Source organism: Streptococcus sp. HMSC065C01 (assembly GCF_001813525.1).
Lineage (GTDB): Bacteria > Bacillota > Bacilli > Lactobacillales > Streptococcaceae > Streptococcus > Streptococcus parasanguinis_V.
On the sequence record NZ_KV812832.1, the window covers coordinates 1,143 to 17,728 of the forward strand.

A 16,586-nucleotide genomic window follows, 5' to 3' on the forward strand; every position below is an offset into this window, starting at 1 on the left:
CCAATGGAAAAGTGCTACACAGATGTGACAGAATTTGCCATTCCAGCAAGCACTCAAAAACTCTACTTATCACCAGTATTAGATGGTTTTAACAGTGAAATCGTCGCTTATAATCTTTCGACGTCGCCAAATTTAGAACAAGTGAAAGCTATGTTAGACCAGGCCTTTACTGAGAATCATTACACAAATACAATTCTCCATAGTGATCAAGGATGGCAGTATCAACACCAGTATTATCATCGTTTTTTAGAGGATAAAGGAATTCAACCGTCCATGTCACGTAAGGGTAACAGCCCAGACAACGGCATGATGGAATCCTTCTTTGGCATTCTTAAGTTCGAAATGTTTTATGGGTATGAGAAGACGTTTCAGTCACTTGAGCAATTAGAACAAGCTATTGTAGACTACATTGATTATTACAACAATAAACGAATTAAGGTCAAACTAAAAGGACTCAGTCCTGTGCAATACAGAACTAAATCCTTTGTGTAAATTCATTGTCTAACTTTTTGGGGTCAGTACAAATTGATCTCTTTTTTTTACTTTTCATTTTAATGTTAATTAAAGCTCCGTTTAGTTAACGGAGCTTTTCTCTATTTAGTTATTTGGGAAAAATGCTTGATATAAGGCTTTAATTGCTTTTTCTTCTTGATCTTTACTTACAACGAACATAATGGAAACTTCACTAGAACCTTGAGAGATCATTTGAATATTTACTTCATTTTCTGATAGTGCTTTGGCTGCAGTGGCGGTAACCCCTACCTGACTCTTCATTTTCTCACCAACAATCATGATGATGGAAAGATCATGTTCAATTTCGGCTGTGTCAACTTCGAGCTTTTGTGTTAATTGTTTCAGAATTTCTTGTTCTTTGATCGGAGTCAGTTCACGTGAACGCAAAATGATAGACAAGTCATCAATTCCTGTTGGCATATGTTCCCAACTGATATTGAGATCTTCTAAAATTTGAAGGACTTTTCGACCGAAACCGACTTCTCGGTTCATTAGGTATTTTGTAGTGTTAATACTAACGAATCCTGAATCACCTGCAATCCCTACAACAGTCACATGATCATTTGAATGTTCCAAAACGATGCGGGTTCCAGGGTGGTCTGGATTATTAGTATTTTTAATGACTAATGGAATTTTACCTCTGTAAGCTGGAACGAGAGCTTCATCATGCAAGACTGAAAAACCAGCATAGGCTAATTCACGCATTTCTTTGTAGGTTAATTCAGGAATAGAATGTGGGTGTTTAATGATACCTGGATGTGCTGCAAAAATACCATTTACGTCTGTAAAGTTTTCGTATAAGTCTGCTTTTACACCTGCTGCAATAATCGATCCTGTAATATCAGATCCTCCACGAGAAAATGTACAAATGTCGCCATCTTGAGTAACACCAAAGAATCCTGGAATGACAATCACTTCACTTGAATCTTTTAGTTCTTCAATTTTATCGTAACTAGATGGTAAAATACGAGCGTTGGAAGGTTCAGCTGTGACCGTAATTCCTGCTTCTTTTGGATGGATATATCTTGCTTCTAATCCATTTTGATTGAAATAGGCAGCAATGAGTTTAGCATTGTTATTTTCGCCTGCTGCTAGGAATGCATCGTATGTGAATGGATTCCCTTTTTTAGGTAAATTTGTTAAATCATAGATATCTTCAGCAATTTCCTGAATAATAGACTCTTTGAGACCCAATTCTTCTGTAATGGCACGATAACGTTCAATAATCCACTGTTGTGTTTGTGTGACATCCTTATCTGAAGTAAATTCTTTATAATACCGGATCAGAGCGTCTGTTACTTTTGTATCTTCAGCGTTGCGTTTGCCTGGAGCTGATACAACTACAAATCTTCTTTCTGGATCATCTTTAATGATATCAAGTACTTTTTTTAATTGAGAAGCTGATGCTAGAGAACTTCCACCGAATTTAGTTACTTTCATATTTTCTCCTTAATAGTTTCATTAATACATTATACCAAAGTTCAGTTATTGATACAATGTATTTACAGATAGGGCATAAAATAATTGATTCTGTAGAGGAGAGAAATTGTAATTATTCAAATTTTACAATTTTGTTACATCTTATAGATATATTTTACTATTTTACTTTTTTGTGGTATGATATGTTATAATTCAAAAGTTTTAATATCAAAATATTTTATATTTAAACAAAAGGAGTCAGTGATGTTTGAAACAATTTTGTATTCTGTCGAAAACGACCTCGCGACAATCTCTTTAAATCGTCCTGAAGTATCCAATGGTTTTAACATTCCAATGTGTCAGGAAATTTTAGCTGCCCTGGAAGATGCAGAAAAAAATGAGGAAGTAAAATTCATTATTCTATCAGCAGAAGGGAAAATCTTTTCAGTTGGTGGAGATTTGAGCGAAATGAAACGCGCAGTCGATGCGGATGACATCGAGTCTCTTGTTTTAATTGCCGAATTAGTTAATACGATTTCAAAGAAAATCAAGCAATTGCCAAAACCGGTTATTATGGTGGCAGATGGAGCGGTTGCTGGAGCAGCTGCTAACATTGCAGTAGCTGTTGATTTTTGTATTATTAGTGATCGTACTAAATTTATCCAAGCCTTTGTTGGGGTTGGTTTAGCACCGGATGCGGGTGGGTTATTCTTGTTAGGAAAAGCCATTGGCATGTCTCGGGCTACTCATTTAGTAATGACGGGTGAAGCCTTGACTGCTGAAAAGGCATTTGATTATGGCCTAGCTTATCGTGTTTGTGAATCTGAAAGACTCGATAAAACAGTTGAGCAATTGCTTAAAAAATTAAGAAGAGGATCTTCAAATTCTTATGCTGCCATGAAAGAAATGGTTTGGGAAGCATTCTTGAAAGAATGGGACCAATATGCGGGTCTTGAATTGGATTTGCAAAAGAAACTAGCATTTACAGAAGATTTCAAGGAAGGGGTTATTGCCTACTCTGAGAAACGTCGGCCACAATTTAAAGGAAAATAAATTTGTAATTTTTCTATGTTTTGTGAAAAAATGCTTGCAAATTATTTTCATTTTTGATAAAATTTGACTATCAAAGTAAAATTAGGAGGTGGAGTTTTGAATTACCAATTAGTTAACGACTATTTAACATCCATCTTTAATAATGTTTTGGTTATTGAGGAGTCGAGCCTAAGAGCAAGTCGATTCAAAGATGTTTCTATTAAAGAAATGCATACGATCGATGTGATTGGTTCGACACCGAATGCAACCCCGAGTGATATTTCACGGGAGTTGATGGTGACTTTGGGGACTGTCACGACAAGTTTGAATAATCTTGAGCGCAAAGGGTATATCGAAAGAAGAAGATCGGAAGTTGATCGCCGGGTTGTACACTTGAGTTTAACGAAGAACGGTCGTCTACTTTATCGTCTTCATCAGCAATTCCATAAACGGATGGTCAACCAGATTATTGGAGATATGAGTCCCGAAGAGAAGAAAGTGATGCAAAAAGGATTGCAAAATCTGTATCGTTTCTTGGAGGAAATTAAATAATGGTCTTTGCTAAAATTAGTCAAGTTGCTCATTATGCACCTGACCAAGTCGTATCAAATGATGATTTGGCTGAGATCATGGATACAAGTGATGAATGGATCAGTAGTCGGACAGGTATCCTTCGGCGTCACATTTCAAAAGATGAGACGACAAGTGATCTAGCAACAATTGTTGCACAAAGATTATTAGCAAAAGCAAACTTAGATGCTGAGGAAATTGATTTCATCGTTGTTGCTACGATTACTCCAGACAGCTTAATGCCATCAACTGCAGCCCGGGTACAAGCTAATATTGGAGCTTCTCGAGCTTTTGCCTTTGATCTGACTGCAGCATGTAGCGGATTTGTATTTGCATTAGCCACTGCTGAAAAATACATTTCTTCAGGTATGTACCGGCGAGGAATTGTGATCGGTAGTGAGACGCTTTCAAAAGTATTAGACTGGTCAGACCGTTCCACTTCAGTCCTTTTTGGAGATGGGGCTGGTGGTGTCTTGCTTGAAGCGAGCGATCAAAAATCGTTTTTGGCTGAAAATCTTTTTACGGATGGTAGCCGAGGGGCTAGCCTTGAGTCATGCTATCTGGGTCTGTCTTCTCCTTATTCAGATGAAGTTTCTGATCGAAAATATCTGACAATGGACGGAAGGGCAGTTTTTGATTTTGCCATTCGTGATGTCACGAAAAGTATTCAAAAAATGATAGCAGACGCCTCTATGGAAGCAGAAGAGATTGACTATTTTCTCTTACACCAGGCGAATGACCGAATGTTAGATAAGATGTCAAAAAAACTGGGTGTCTCTAGAGAGAAAATCCCAGCAAATATGATGGAATATGGGAACACTAGTGCTGCTAGTATCCCCATTCTATTATCGGAGTGTGTCGAGAATCATCGAATCAAGATGGATGGAAGTCAAAAAATTCTTCTGACAGGATTCGGTGGAGGTTTGACATGGGGCACACTTCTTGTTACAATCTAGTTAAACATGTGGAAACACATTTTAAAAATTTATATATTATTTTTTAAGGAGGCCTATCATGGCAGTATTTGAAAAAGTACAAGAAATTATCGTTGAAGAACTTGGTAAAGAACCATCAGAAGTAACTCTTGAATCTACATTCGAAGATTTAGAAGCAGATTCATTGGATTTGTTCCAAGTTATCTCTGAAATTGAAGATGCTTTTGACATCCAAATCGAAACTGAAGAAGGATTGTCTACAGTTGGTGACCTTGTCGCTTACGTAGAAGAAAAAACAAAATAATGATAGATGAGAGTATCGAAAGATATTCTCTCTTGTTTAGGTAATAGTTTGAGGCTCAAAGAAACAATCTTTTAAACTCAAACTATTACTTAAGCGAAAAAAGAGGTAGGTATAATGCAAACACGAATTACTGAACTATTGAATATTAAATATCCAATCTTCCAAGGTGGTATGGCCTGGGTTGCTGATGGAGACTTGGCTGGAGCCGTTTCAAATGCTGGTGGACTCGGAATTATTGGTGGTGGTAATGCCCCTAAAGAAGTGGTAAAAGCTAATATTGATAGAGTAAAACAAATCACTGACAAACCATTCGGTGTTAATATCATGCTTTTGTCACCATTTGCAGATGACATCGTCGACCTCGTTATCGAAGAGGGTGTTAAGGTTGTTACAACAGGTGCCGGAAACCCAGGTAAATATATGGAGCGTTTCCACGAAGCTGGAATTACAGTAATCCCAGTTATTCCATCGGTAGCACTTGCTAAACGTATGGAAAAACTTGGAGCTGATGCTGTTGTCGCAGAAGGTATGGAAGCTGGTGGTCACATTGGTAAATTGACAACCATGGCACTTGTTCGCCAGGTTGCGGATGCGGTATCTATCCCAGTTATTGGTGCTGGTGGTGTTGCAGATGGACGTGGTATGGCTGCTGTTCTTATGCTTGGAGCAGAAGCTGTTCAGGTTGGTACTCGTTTCGCTGTTGCTAAGGAATCTAATGCACACCAAAACTTCAAAGATAAGATTTTGAAGGCTAAAGATATTGATACTGTTATTTCAGCCTCAGTTGTTGGACACCCAGTTCGTGCGATTAAGAATAAATTGGCTACAGAATATAACCAAGCTGAAAAAGATTTCTTGGCTGGTAAGAAGACTCAAGAGGAAATTGAAGAGCTTGGTGCAGGTGCCCTTCGTAACGCTGTTGTTGATGGAGATGTGGAATATGGTTCAGTTATGGCTGGACAAATTGCAGGTCTTGTTCGTAAAGAAGAAACATGTGCAGAAATCTTGGAAGACCTTTACACAGGTGCTGCCAAGGTGATTAAAGAAGAAGCTGCTCGTTGGGCAGATGTAAACGTCTAAAAACGTCGAAAGGATTAGGATAGTGACAAAACGTGCGTTCTTATTTGCTGGTCAAGGGGCTCAGAAATTGGGCATGGCGAGCGATTTGTATGCGGCTTATCCCGTTGTTAAAGAGACATTTGATACGGCTAGTCGTATTCTAGGTTATGATTTGCGTGAATTGATTGATTCTAACGAAGAAAAACTGAATCAGACACGCTATACTCAACCAGCTATTTTGACAACGTCAGTAGCCATTTATCGCCTTTTGGCAGAAAATGGTATCACTCCTGATATTGTTGCCGGTCTCTCTTTGGGGGAATATTCTGCCTTAGTTGCGGCTGGAGCTCTTCCGTTTGAAGATGCAGTAGCTTTGGTTGCGAAACGTGGTGAATTCATGGAAACAGCAGCTCCTGCTGGAAGTGGGAAAATGGTTGCTGTTATGAATACAGATCCAAGTTTGATCGAAGAGATTTGTCAACAAGCATCCGAAAAGGGTGTAGTAACACCAGCTAACTACAATACGCCAGCACAAATTGTGATTGGTGGTGAGGTTGCGGCTGTGGACTATGCTGTGGAACTATTGCAGGAAGCAGGTGCCAAACGCTTGATCCCTTTGAATGTGTCAGGTCCATTCCACACAGCCTTACTGGAATCTGCTAGTCAAAAATTGGCGGCTGAACTAAAAAAAGTATCATTTAATGATTTTAATCTTCCTTTAGTTGGGAATACAGAAGCTACTATCATGAAGTTGGAAGATGTGAAAGCACTTTTGGCCCGTCAAGTAAAAGAACCGGTTCGTTTCTATGATTCAATTGCTACGATTCAAGACTTTGGTGTAGATGAGGTCATCGAGATCGGACCTGGAAAAGTCTTGTCAGGATTCTTGAAGAAAATTGATAAAACTCTTCCAACTCATAACGTCGAAGATCAGGCTAGTCTAGATGCACTTCTGAATGCTTAAAACGAGGTAAAGATGGAACTTAAAAATAAAAATGTTTTTGTAACAGGTTCAACACGCGGAATTGGATTGGCTGTGGCTCATAAATTTGCGAGTCTCGGTGCCAATGTTGTCCTAAATGGACGTTCTGAAATTTCTGAGGACTTGCTTGCACAGTTTGCTGACTATGGTGTGACTGTTGTTGGTATTTCTGGGGATATTTCTAATGGCGAAGATGCGCAACGTATGGTAGCTGAAGCAATTGAAAAGCTTGGAAGTGTTGATGTTTTGGTCAATAACGCTGGCATCACAAACGACAAGTTGATGTTGAAAATGACTGAAGAAGATTTTGAACGGGTCTTGAAAATCAACTTGACAGGTGCCTTTAATATGACTCAAGCTGTCTTAAAACCGATGTCTAAAGCTCGTCAAGGGGCCATTATCAACATGTCCTCTGTTGTTGGTCTAATGGGGAATATCGGTCAAGCGAACTATGCGGCTTCAAAAGCTGGTTTGATTGGTTTCACTAAATCAGTAGCGCGTGAAGTTGCGGCTCGTGGCGTTCGTGTGAATGCCATTGCACCTGGTTTCATTGAATCAGATATGACTGATGCTATTCCAGAGAAAATGAAAGATGCCATGCTAGCTCAAGTGCCAATGAAACGAATTGGTCAAGCTGAAGAAGTGGCAGAAGTTGCGGCTTTCTTAGCAGGTCAAGAATATTTAACTGGTCAAACAATTGCCATTGATGGCGGAATGACTATGCAATAATGAATGCTCACTGATCGAAAATCACTTACTTAAATATCCATCCGACAAAAGGAGAATATATATGTCTACAAATCGTGTTGTTGTTACAGGTTACGGTGTAACCTCACCAATCGGAAATACACCAGAGGAGTTCTGGAATAGCCTTCATGAAGGAAAAATTGGAATCAAGCCCATTACGAAATTTGATGCTTCTGAAATTCCAGTCTTTAATGCTGGTGAAATTCAAGATTTCCCATTCGATAAATATTTTGTAAAAAAAGATCAAAATCGTATGGATACTTACTCATTGTATGCAATCTATGCTGCGATGGAAGCTATTGAAAATTCAGGCTTGAACATGGAAGAAGAAGACCGCGATCGTGTAGGTGTGATTGTATCATCTGGTATCGGTGGTTTGCAAGAATTGGAAGATCAAATTATCCGGATGCATGAACGTGGGATGAAGAGAATCCAACCAATGTTTATTCCAAAAGCTCTTTCAAACATGGGTGCTGGAAATATCGCACTTAAGATTGGGGCTCAAGGGGTATGTAAATCCGTGACAACAGCTTGTGCTTCTGCCAATGATGCAATTGGTGAAGCTTTCCGTGAAATTAAATTTGGTATGCATGATGTTGTTTTGGCAGGTGGTGCTGAAGCTTCGATTACTAAGATTGGTATCGGTGGTTTCAATGCCCTTACGGCCCTTTCAACAACGGAAGACCCAGAACGTTCATCTATTCCATTTGATAAAGACCGTAATGGTTTTGTGATGGGTGAAGGTGCAGGGGTTCTTGTCATCGAAAGTTTGGAACATGCCCAAAAACGTGGTGCTAATATTTTGGCTGAAATTGTTGGTTACGGTTCGAACTGTGATGCCTACCATATGACAACACCAACACCAGATGGTTCAGGTGCTGCTAAAGCAATTAAATTGGCTATTAATGAAGCTGGTATCAAACCTGAAGATGTTGATTATGTTAATGCTCACGGGACATCAACACCTGCCAATGAAAAAGGTGAAAGTGGTGCCATTGTTTCTGTACTTGGTAAAGAAGTTCCTGTATCATCTACTAAATCATTTACAGGGCACTTGCTTGGTGCTGCTGGTGCGGTTGAAGCGATTGCTACTATCGAAGCGATTCGTCACAGCTTTGTACCAAAAACTGCTGGTACCAAAGAATTGTCTGACTATATCGAAGCAAACGTTGTTTATGGTGAAGGTCAAGAAGCGGATATTCAGTACGCTATCTCAAATACCTTTGGTTTTGGAGGACACAATGCTGTTCTGGCCTTTAAACGTTGGGAGGGTTAATTCATGAATATTTCTGAAATCAAAGATTTGTTGGCTCAATTTGATGCGTCAACTTTGCGTGAATTCTCATATAAAAATAATGGCGAAGAATTGAATTTGAGTAAAAACCAAACGAGTTCAGTTGCGGCTACACCGGTTGCTCCTGCACTTGAAGTGGTAGCAACTCCTCAAACTCCTGTAGTAGCCCCTGTTGTTGAAGCCCCAGCAACTCCAGCTGTAGCGGCTGAACCAGTTGCTGCTCCAGCTCAGGCTGCAGAAGGTGATGTGGTTGAAAGTCCATTGGTTGGGGTGGCTTACTTGTCGCCAGCACCGGATAAATCAGCCTTTGTATCTGTAGGAGACAAAGTTACTAAGGGTCAAACACTCTTGATTATCGAAGCCATGAAAGTGATGAATGAAGTCCCAGCACCAAAAGATGGGGTAGTCACTGAAATTTTGGTAACGAATGAAGAAATGGTTGAATTTGGAAAAGGATTGGTTCGAATCAAATGACAATTGATATTAATGCTATTCGTGAGGCTTTGCCGCATCGTTACCCAATGCTTTTGGTGGATCGCGTATTGGAAACAAGCGAAGATACGATTGTTGCCATTAAGAACGTGACAATTAATGAACCATTTTTTAATGGACATTTTCCACAATATCCTGTTATGCCAGGTGTTCTCATCATGGAAGCTTTGGCACAAACAGCAGGTGTACTAGAGTTGTCAAAACCTGAAAATAAAGGAAAATTAGTCTTTTATGCAGGGATGGACAAGGTGAAGTTTAAAAAACAAGTCGTTCCAGGAGATCAACTGGTGATGACAGCTACTTTTGTCAAACGTCGTGGAACAATTGCTGTTGTTGAAGCGAAAGCAGAAGTAGACGGTAAGCTTGCAGCTTCAGGAACGCTTACGTTTGCAATTGGAAATTAAGAAAGGCCTATCTATGTTTCGTAAGATCTTAATCGCCAATCGTGGTGAGATTGCAGTTCGTATTATTCGTGCGGCTCGTGAACTTGGCATCGAGACGGTTGCAGTGTATTCTACTGCTGATAAAGAAGCCTTGCATACCTTACTAGCGGATGAAGCAGTCTGTATTGGACCTGCTAAATCAACAGAGTCTTATTTGAATATGAGTGCTGTCTTGTCTGCAGCTGTTCTAACAGGAGCAGAAGCTATCCATCCTGGTTTTGGATTTTTAAGTGAAAACTCAAAATTTGCGACCATGTGTGAGGAAGTGGGCATTAAATTTATTGGTCCTTCTGCTAAAGTCATGGATTTGATGGGGGATAAGATTAATGCTCGTAAACAGATGATCAAAGCAGGAGTACCTGTTATTCCTGGATCAGATGGTGAAGTGTATACTGCTGAAGAAGCCCTCGAGATTGCAGAGCGTATTGGTTACCCTGTGATGTTGAAAGCATCTGCAGGAGGCGGTGGCAAGGGAATTCGGAAGGTTGAAAAACCAGAAGATTTGGTTGCTGCTTTTGAATCTGCTTCCTCAGAAGCTCAAGCTGCTTTTGGAAATGGTGCCATGTATATGGAACGGGTGATTTATCCGGCACGCCACATTGAAGTACAGATTTTAGCGGATCAGCATGGACATGTTATTCACTTAGGTGAACGCGATTGTTCTCTTCAACGAAATAACCAAAAAGTTCTAGAAGAATCCCCTTCGATTGCTATCGGAAAAACGCTTCGTAATCAAATTGGTTCTGCTGCTGTTCGGGCTGCTGAATCAGTTGGGTATGAGAATGCTGGAACGATTGAATTCTTGTATGATGAAGGCAAGGGTGAGTTCTACTTTATGGAAATGAATACCCGTGTGCAAGTGGAGCATCCTGTCACAGAATTTGTAACAGGAGTTGATATCGTTAAGGAACAGATTAAAATCGCAGCTGGCCAAGAATTATCCGTTACTCAAGAGGATATTGTCATTAAAGGCCATGCGATTGAATGCCGGATCAATGCGGAAAATCCTTCCTTCAACTTTGCACCAAGCCCAGGTAAGATCACTAATCTCTATCTTCCAAGTGGTGGGGTTGGCTTGCGTGTGGATTCTGCTGTGTATCCTGGTTATACGATTCCACCATACTATGATAGTATGATTGCCAAGATCATTGTCCATGGGGAAAATCGCTTTGATGCACTGATGAAAATGCAGCGTGCTCTTTATGAGTTGGAAATCGATGGTGTCACCACCAATAGTAGTTTCCAGTTGGATTTGATCTCAGATTCGCATGTGATCGCTGGTGATTACGACACTGCATTTTTGATGGAACAATTCCTTCCAAATTATAATAAGGAATGATGAAAAAGCCTGGAGTTGTGAGGGAAGTATGAACATCATCTTCACAGTTTCAGGCTTTTATAGTAATGCTGCAGATACTGTAGCATATTATAAGGAGTAAGTAATGGCATTATTTTCTAAAAAAGATAAATATATTCGGATCAATCCGAATAGGTCAGCCTGGAAGGAGCCTCAGCCAAAACCTGAAGTTCCTGATGAACTATTTTCACAATGCCCAGGTTGTAAACATACCATTTACCAAAAGGATTTAGGTAGTGAGCGTGTCTGCCCGAATTGTGGCTATACCTTCCGTATTTCTGCTAAAGAACGCTTGGCGCTGACAGTGGATCCAGCTAGCTTTGAAGAAATGTTTACAGGAATCGAAACGACAGATCCTTTGAATTTCCCAAATTATAAGAAGAAACTAGCAGCAGTGCGGGAAATGACAGGACTGGATGAAGCTGTCCTGACTGGAGCTGCCTTGATTAAAGGGCAAAAAGTTGCGCTTGGGATCATGGATTCCAACTTTATCATGGCTTCAATGGGTTCTGTAGTAGGCGAAAAAATTACTCGTTTATTTGAATTTGCGACAAAAGAAAAATTGCCAGTTGTTCTTTTTACCGCTTCCGGTGGTGCTCGGATGCAAGAAGGAATCGTGAGTTTGATGCAAATGGCAAAAATTTCTGCGGCTGTTCAACGTCATTCTAAAGAAAAATTATTCTATTTGACGGTATTGACAGATCCGACAACCGGTGGGGTAACGGCTTCATTTGCTATGGAAGGTGATATTATCATGGCAGAGAGTCAGGCCTTGGTCGGGTTTGCTGGTCGACGCGTGATTGAGTCTACTGTACGTGAACAATTGCCAGATGATTTCCAAAAAGCAGAATTTCTACAAGAACATGGATTTGTAGACTTGATCGTGGAGAGAAGCCAAATCCGAGCAACAGTTGGACAATTATTGGCCCTTCATGGAGGTAAACATGAGTAAAATAACACAGATTATTAAAGAGGCACGTGACCAAGGAAGATTGACTGCGCTTGATTTTGCTCAAGGAATTTTTGATGATTTTATCGAATTACATGGAGATCGAAACTTCCGTGATGATGGTGCGGTGATTGGTGGGATTGGACGATTAGGCGATCAAACGGTTACAGTCGTTGGGATCCAAAAAGGAAAAAATCTTCAGGATAATCTAAAACGTAATTTTGGGCAACCCCATCCAGAAGGCTATCGAAAAGCTTTGCGCCTCATGAAGCAAGCGGAGAAATTTGGTCGTCCAGTTGTGACCTTTATCAATACAGCGGGTGCTTATCCTGGTGTTGGTGCTGAAGAACGAGGACAAGGGGAAGCCATTGCCCGCAACCTCATGGAAATGAGTGATCTAAAAGTTCCAATTATCGCGATTATCATCGGAGAAGGTGGCTCTGGTGGTGCCTTGGCTCTTGCTGTGGCAGATAAGGTCTGGATGCTTGAAAATTCCATCTATGCGGTCTTGAGTCCAGAAGGTTTTGCCTCTATTCTTTGGAAAGATGGAAGCCGTGCCATGGAAGCAGCAGAGTTGATGAGGATTACTTCTCACGAATTGTTAAATATGGAAATTGTCGATAAGGTGATTCCCGAGCATGGATTTTCGAATGGGGAACTACTGGCTCAAGTGAAGAAGGAATTACAGGAAGAGTTAAAGGTTTTACAAGCTTTACCTCTCGAAGAGCTTCTAGAGCAACGCTACCAACGTTTTCGTAAATATTAAAAAACTGAGCTTGCAATTTGCAAGACTCAGTTTTTTTAAACTTTATTTTGGTGCGATGACTTCTGCGCCACCCATGTATGGGCGAAGGACTTCTGGAATGGTCACAGAACCGTCTTCGTTTTGGTAGTTTTCAAGAATAGCAGCGACGGTACGTCCGACAGCTAACCCTGAACCGTTCAAAGTGTGAAGGAGTTTTACCTTGCCATCTGCTTCATCACGGTAGCGGATTTGCGCACGGCGAGCTTGGAAATCTTCTGTATTAGAACAGCTTGAGATTTCACGGTAGGTGTTTTGCGCTGGAATCCATACTTCCAAGTCATAAGTCTTGGCAGCTGAGAAGCCCATGTCTCCCGTTGAGAGAGCTACCACACGGTATGGAAGGTTGAGTTTTTGAAGGATATTTTCAGCATTGACAACCATTTTTTCCAATTCATCATATGATTCTTCTGGTTTGGCAAATTTCACCATTTCAACCTTATGGAATTGGTGCAAACGGATCAAGCCACGGGTATCACGACCGGCTGAACCAGCTTCTGAACGGAAAGATGGACTCATAGCGGTGAAGTAGATTGGAAGATCTTTCCCATCAAGAATTTCATCGCGATAGTAGTTTGTCAAAGGAACTTCAGCTGTTGGAATGAGGACATAATTGGTATCGCTAAGTTCAAAAGTATCTTCCTTGAATTTTGGATATTGACCAGTACCAAACATAGAATCATGGTTGACCATGTAAGGAGGGATGACTTCAGTGTAGCCTTCCTTGCCATGTTCATCCAACATGAAGTTGTAGATAGCACGTTCTAAGCGAGCTCCAAGTCCTTTGTAGAAGAGGAAACGAGCACCAGTGACTTTAGCCCCGCGTTCCCAGTCAAGGATACCAAGGTCTTCACCTAAATCCCAGTGAGCTTTTGGTTCAAAGCCAAATTCGCGCGGTGTTCCCCAACGACGAACCTCAACATTGTCATCCTCATCTGCTCCAACAGGGACACTATCAGCAGGGATGTTTGGAAGGGTAGTAGTGAATTCAGTTAATTTTGCATCGATTTCAGCCAATTCTGTATCCAGGGCTTTGACTTCAGCAGAGAGGGTTTGCATGGCAGCAATCTTATCATCTGCATTTTCCTTGTTGCGTTTAGCTTGTGCGATTTCAGCAGATACAGTGTTACGCTCTGCTTTGAGATTTTCTACTTTGACTAAGATATCTCGACGTTTGGCATCGATTTCTTTCATTTCATTCAAAATAGCTGCATCTACGCCACGTGTTGCCAATTTTTTAGCAACCGCATCAAAGTCTGTACGAATCCGTTTAATATCTAACATAGCTTCTCCTTTAACAAAAAACACACCTGTTAGAGTGTTGGAGTGGCAGAGCCACGGTTCCATCCAACTTCACAGGTGTGCACTTGATTCAATATTGTATTTTAAAGAAACGGTAGAATTTCAATTAAGATTTCTATCTGCTCGCAGCAACCGCAGACTTTCTGAAAGAGCCTCTTAACTTACTTATCCGTTTGCGTCTATTATACAAGAAAAGATCCTATTTTGCAAATAGATTTTTAATTTTAGCCGTGATGGTTTGGATCAATGTAGGAAGTTTGACAATTTTATCATTTCCTAGATGTTCCCGAGCAATCTTTAAAATTTTTCCAGAGTCTTTTGAAGCAAAGAGAAATTTTGATTCTCTAGTATAGATTTCAAAATGGCGGCTAATTTTACGTCCGGATACATTGGCTCCGATTTGATCGATTTCTTGCCAGGGAATTTGGATGTAGTCTTCAACATTAGCATCCGCATAAAATTCAAAAGCGGCATTCCCGACTAGGATTTTTCCAACCTTTCCCCCCACTCCAAGGTAAGAAACCCCTGTAGTATGGAATTCAACGGTTTTATTCAATGATTGAGCCATGAGATCCTCCTGTATTGCTATTCATTCCATTATATCATAATAAAAAGAAGGTCGAAACCTTCTTTTTTGTTGATCTTTGCTTACATCAAGCCAGCAACGTGTGCCAAGACACCGATTACAAAGAGGGCGATGATGATAGTGATTGGAGATACTTTCTTCTTAAGCAACCACATACAAGCGAAAGTAAGAAGCAATCCCATCAAACCAGGAATCAATGAATCCAAGTTTTGTTGGAAAGTTGTAACTTTTTCAGGTGTTTGAGATAGACCTGAACCAACTTGAGCGAAGGCTTCTTGGATACCCTTGTATCCTTCAGGAAGTTTATCCCAGTGGATATAAGCTTTGTCGTCTAATTTGACAGAAGAAACATTGAAGACGAATTTAATAGATACCCAACGTTCTACCAAGACAGCGAGGATGAACATCCCAAGGATAGAAGCCCCTTTAGTGATGTCTTGCAAGATCCCACCAGACATATCTTTGGTAATTTCAGAACCTGCTTTGTAGCCAAGTTCTTGCGTGTACCACAAGAAGGCCATACGAATCGCATTCCATGCGATAAAGAAGATGAGTGGGCCAAGGATGTTACCAGACGCAGCAAGTGATGCACCAAGAGCCCCAAGAATTGGACGTACTGTAAACCAGAAGACTGGATCTCCGATACCCGCCAAAGGACCCATCATACCAATTTTAACCCCTTGGATAGCAGCATCGTCAATAGCAGCACCGTTTGCTCTTTCTTCTTCAAGAGCAAGCGTTACCCCGATGATAGGAGCGGCAACGTATGGGTGAGTGTTAAAGAATTCCATGTGACGCTCAAGAGCAGCCGCTTGGTCTTCTTTCTTTGTGTAGAGTTTTTTGATAGCTGGGATCAATGAGTATGCCCAACCCAAGTTTTGCATCCGTTCATAGTTCCAAGAACCTTGCAAGAAGGTTGAACGCCACCAAACTTTTTGACGATCTGATTTAGATAATTGTAATTTTTCAGTCATGATAGTGTCACACCTTTCTTAATAGTCTTCGAGAATGTCGCCAATTGGATCGTTAGAAGTAGCGGCACCGCCACCTCCATTGCCACCTTTCTTAGAAAGAGTAAGGTAGATCAAGGCAAGGGCAACACCAATTGCTCCAAGAGCGATCAAAGTTAATTGGCTAACGGCTGCAAGAGCAAAACCGATGGCAAAGAATGGCCATACTTCACGGCTCGCCATCATGTTGATAACCATGGCATAACCAACGGCTACAACCATACCACCACCGATTTGCATTCCATCAGAGAGCCATTTTGGCATTTGTTCAAGAGCAGTTTTGACAGTTTCAGCAGGAATCATCAACAAGAGGGCTGCAGGAATGGCGATACGAAGACCTTGAAGAAGAAGGGCCACAAAGTGAGCGCGTTCTACACCTTTGATATCCCCTTTTCTAGCAGCAGCGTCGGCAGTGTGAACCAAACCAACGGAAAGGGTACGGACGATCATGGTCAAGAAAAGACCAGCAACTGCAAGTGGAATAGCGACACCTTGAGCGACAGCGATTCCTTTTGTACTGAAGTCTCCCCCAAGTACCATGATGATGGCAGCAGCGACAGATGCAAGGGCAGCATCGGGTGCAACTGCGGCACCAATGTTTGCCCAGCCAAGTGCAATAAATTGAAGTGAACCACCAAGCATAATGCCAGCAGTCAAGTTACCTGTTACCAAACCGATTAAGGTACAAGCAACAAGGGGTTGGTGGAATTGGAATTGGTCAAGGATACCTTCAAGACCTGCTAAGAAGGCAACAACGACCACTAATACCATAGAAATAATAGACATGTTT

Annotated in this window: 19 protein-coding genes; 14 read left to right on the forward strand and 5 right to left on the reverse strand. The window is 40.9% G+C overall.

Translation table 11 applies throughout. The features are described from left to right. On the forward strand, window positions 1-492 hold a 492-nt coding region (locus HMPREF2918_RS01675; RefSeq protein WP_141751573.1), incomplete at its 5' end, for an IS3 family transposase. A gap of 105 nt (window positions 493-597) precedes the next feature. Here the strand turns inward: HMPREF2918_RS01675 and HMPREF2918_RS01680 are convergent. Then, window positions 598-1,953 (reverse strand): aspartate kinase, encoded by a 1,356-nt coding sequence (locus HMPREF2918_RS01680; RefSeq protein ID WP_049485576.1) that lies wholly within the window; start codon window positions 1,951-1,953, stop codon window positions 598-600. Between the two features lie 240 nt (window positions 1,954-2,193). On the opposite strand from HMPREF2918_RS01680, the gene HMPREF2918_RS01685 reads away from it, so the two are divergent. The 13 genes from HMPREF2918_RS01685 (at window position 2,194) to HMPREF2918_RS01745 (ending at window position 12,862) form a co-directional block, all read left to right on the forward strand. Continuing rightward, window positions 2,194-2,985 carry a trans-2-decenoyl-ACP isomerase gene (locus tag HMPREF2918_RS01685; RefSeq protein WP_037608326.1) on the forward strand — a complete coding sequence of 264 codons (792 nt, stop codon included), beginning with the start codon at window positions 2,194-2,196 and terminating at the stop codon, window positions 2,983-2,985. Window positions 2,986-3,081: 96 nt separating this feature from the next. Next, window positions 3,082-3,516, forward strand: coding sequence for a fatty acid biosynthesis transcriptional regulator FabT (locus HMPREF2918_RS01690; protein WP_003003993.1), 435 nt, complete (start codon window positions 3,082-3,084; stop codon window positions 3,514-3,516). After that, window positions 3,516-4,490, forward strand: a complete 975-nt coding sequence (locus tag HMPREF2918_RS01695) for a beta-ketoacyl-ACP synthase III (RefSeq protein ID WP_070594433.1) — start codon at window positions 3,516-3,518, stop codon at window positions 4,488-4,490. The genes HMPREF2918_RS01690 and HMPREF2918_RS01695 overlap by 1 nt, the downstream gene beginning before the upstream one ends. Before the next feature lie 58 nt (window positions 4,491-4,548). Then, window positions 4,549-4,773, forward strand: coding sequence for an acyl carrier protein (locus tag HMPREF2918_RS01700; RefSeq protein WP_003003892.1), 225 nt, complete (start codon window positions 4,549-4,551; stop codon window positions 4,771-4,773). 114 nt (window positions 4,774-4,887) lie between these two features. Next, complete coding sequence (fabK, locus tag HMPREF2918_RS01705) at window positions 4,888-5,853, forward strand: enoyl-[acyl-carrier-protein] reductase FabK (RefSeq protein WP_037608323.1); 966 nt, start codon at window positions 4,888-4,890, stop codon at window positions 5,851-5,853. A gap of 22 nt (window positions 5,854-5,875) precedes the next feature. After that, a complete protein-coding gene (gene fabD, locus HMPREF2918_RS01710; RefSeq protein ID WP_070594434.1) occupies window positions 5,876-6,796 on the forward strand; it encodes an ACP S-malonyltransferase in 921 nt (306 codons plus the stop codon). Between the two features lie 12 nt (window positions 6,797-6,808). After that, window positions 6,809-7,543, forward strand: a complete 735-nt coding sequence (gene fabG / locus HMPREF2918_RS01715) for a 3-oxoacyl-[acyl-carrier-protein] reductase (protein ID WP_003010456.1) — start codon at window positions 6,809-6,811, stop codon at window positions 7,541-7,543. A gap of 61 nt (window positions 7,544-7,604) precedes the next feature. Further along, complete coding sequence (gene fabF / locus HMPREF2918_RS01720) at window positions 7,605-8,837, forward strand: beta-ketoacyl-ACP synthase II (RefSeq protein ID WP_003010454.1); 1,233 nt, start codon at window positions 7,605-7,607, stop codon at window positions 8,835-8,837. Between the two features lie 3 nt (window positions 8,838-8,840). Continuing rightward, on the forward strand, window positions 8,841-9,329 hold the full coding sequence (gene accB, locus HMPREF2918_RS01725) for an acetyl-CoA carboxylase biotin carboxyl carrier protein (RefSeq protein WP_070594435.1): 489 nt from the start codon (window positions 8,841-8,843) through the stop codon (window positions 9,327-9,329). Continuing rightward, window positions 9,326-9,751, forward strand: a complete 426-nt coding sequence (fabZ, locus tag HMPREF2918_RS01730) for a 3-hydroxyacyl-ACP dehydratase FabZ (RefSeq protein WP_003004019.1) — start codon at window positions 9,326-9,328, stop codon at window positions 9,749-9,751. The genes accB and fabZ overlap by 4 nt, the downstream gene beginning before the upstream one ends. Window positions 9,752-9,764: 13 nt before the next feature. Next, on the forward strand, window positions 9,765-11,129 hold the full coding sequence (locus HMPREF2918_RS01735) for an acetyl-CoA carboxylase biotin carboxylase subunit (RefSeq protein ID WP_003003860.1): 1,365 nt from the start codon (window positions 9,765-9,767) through the stop codon (window positions 11,127-11,129). A gap of 103 nt (window positions 11,130-11,232) precedes the next feature. Continuing rightward, entirely contained in the window at window positions 11,233-12,099 is an 867-nt protein-coding gene (accD, locus tag HMPREF2918_RS01740; protein ID WP_061591172.1) for an acetyl-CoA carboxylase, carboxyltransferase subunit beta, read from the forward strand. Beyond that, entirely contained in the window at window positions 12,092-12,862 is a 771-nt protein-coding gene (locus HMPREF2918_RS01745; RefSeq protein ID WP_049490986.1) for an acetyl-CoA carboxylase carboxyl transferase subunit alpha, read from the forward strand. Before accD ends, HMPREF2918_RS01745 begins: the two co-directional genes overlap by 8 nt. 42 nt (window positions 12,863-12,904) lie before the next feature. On the opposite strand, the gene serS is transcribed toward HMPREF2918_RS01745, so the two are convergent. The 4 genes from serS to HMPREF2918_RS01765 form a co-directional block, all read right to left on the reverse strand. After that, a complete protein-coding gene (gene serS, locus HMPREF2918_RS01750; protein ID WP_070586273.1) occupies window positions 12,905-14,182 on the reverse strand; it encodes a serine--tRNA ligase in 1,278 nt (425 codons plus the stop codon). Between the two features lie 217 nt (window positions 14,183-14,399). Next, window positions 14,400-14,768 (reverse strand): DUF956 family protein, encoded by a 369-nt coding sequence (locus tag HMPREF2918_RS01755; RefSeq protein ID WP_013904724.1) that lies wholly within the window; start codon window positions 14,766-14,768, stop codon window positions 14,400-14,402. 80 nt (window positions 14,769-14,848) lie between these two features. Then, window positions 14,849-15,760, reverse strand: a complete 912-nt coding sequence (locus HMPREF2918_RS01760) for a PTS system mannose/fructose/sorbose family transporter subunit IID (RefSeq protein ID WP_061604608.1) — start codon at window positions 15,758-15,760, stop codon at window positions 14,849-14,851. Between the two features lie 18 nt (window positions 15,761-15,778). Next, window positions 15,779-16,582: a PTS mannose/fructose/sorbose transporter subunit IIC gene (locus HMPREF2918_RS01765; RefSeq protein WP_048789380.1), complete on the reverse strand. Its 804-nt coding sequence runs from the start codon at window positions 16,580-16,582 to the stop codon at window positions 15,779-15,781. Window positions 16,583-16,586 lie beyond the last annotated feature (4 nt).

What these genes read in the sequence shown, in the direction of transcription:
- HMPREF2918_RS01680 (WP_049485576.1), bottom strand. Translation starts at nt 1,953, where the DNA reads ATGAAAGTAACTAAATTCGGTGGAAGTTCTCTAGCATCAGCTTCTCAA.
- HMPREF2918_RS01695 (WP_070594433.1), top strand. Translation starts at nt 3,516, where the DNA reads ATGGTCTTTGCTAAAATTAGTCAAGTTGCTCATTATGCACCTGACCAA.
- HMPREF2918_RS01700 (WP_003003892.1), top strand. Translation starts at nt 4,549, where the DNA reads ATGGCAGTATTTGAAAAAGTACAAGAAATTATCGTTGAAGAACTTGGT.
- fabK (WP_037608323.1), top strand. Translation starts at nt 4,888, where the DNA reads ATGCAAACACGAATTACTGAACTATTGAATATTAAATATCCAATCTTC.
- fabG (WP_003010456.1), top strand. Translation starts at nt 6,809, where the DNA reads ATGGAACTTAAAAATAAAAATGTTTTTGTAACAGGTTCAACACGCGGA.
- fabF (WP_003010454.1), top strand. Translation starts at nt 7,605, where the DNA reads ATGTCTACAAATCGTGTTGTTGTTACAGGTTACGGTGTAACCTCACCA.
- accB (WP_070594435.1), top strand. Translation starts at nt 8,841, where the DNA reads ATGAATATTTCTGAAATCAAAGATTTGTTGGCTCAATTTGATGCGTCA.
- fabZ (WP_003004019.1), top strand. Translation starts at nt 9,326, where the DNA reads ATGACAATTGATATTAATGCTATTCGTGAGGCTTTGCCGCATCGTTAC.
- HMPREF2918_RS01735 (WP_003003860.1), top strand. Translation starts at nt 9,765, where the DNA reads ATGTTTCGTAAGATCTTAATCGCCAATCGTGGTGAGATTGCAGTTCGT.
- accD (WP_061591172.1), top strand. Translation starts at nt 11,233, where the DNA reads ATGGCATTATTTTCTAAAAAAGATAAATATATTCGGATCAATCCGAAT.
- HMPREF2918_RS01745 (WP_049490986.1), top strand. Translation starts at nt 12,092, where the DNA reads ATGAGTAAAATAACACAGATTATTAAAGAGGCACGTGACCAAGGAAGA.
- serS (WP_070586273.1), bottom strand. Translation starts at nt 14,182, where the DNA reads ATGTTAGATATTAAACGGATTCGTACAGACTTTGATGCGGTTGCTAAA.
- HMPREF2918_RS01755 (WP_013904724.1), bottom strand. Translation starts at nt 14,768, where the DNA reads ATGGCTCAATCATTGAATAAAACCGTTGAATTCCATACTACAGGGGTT.
- HMPREF2918_RS01760 (WP_061604608.1), bottom strand. Translation starts at nt 15,760, where the DNA reads ATGACTGAAAAATTACAATTATCTAAATCAGATCGTCAAAAAGTTTGG.
- HMPREF2918_RS01765 (WP_048789380.1), bottom strand. Translation starts at nt 16,582, where the DNA reads ATGTCTATTATTTCTATGGTATTAGTGGTCGTTGTTGCCTTCTTAGCA.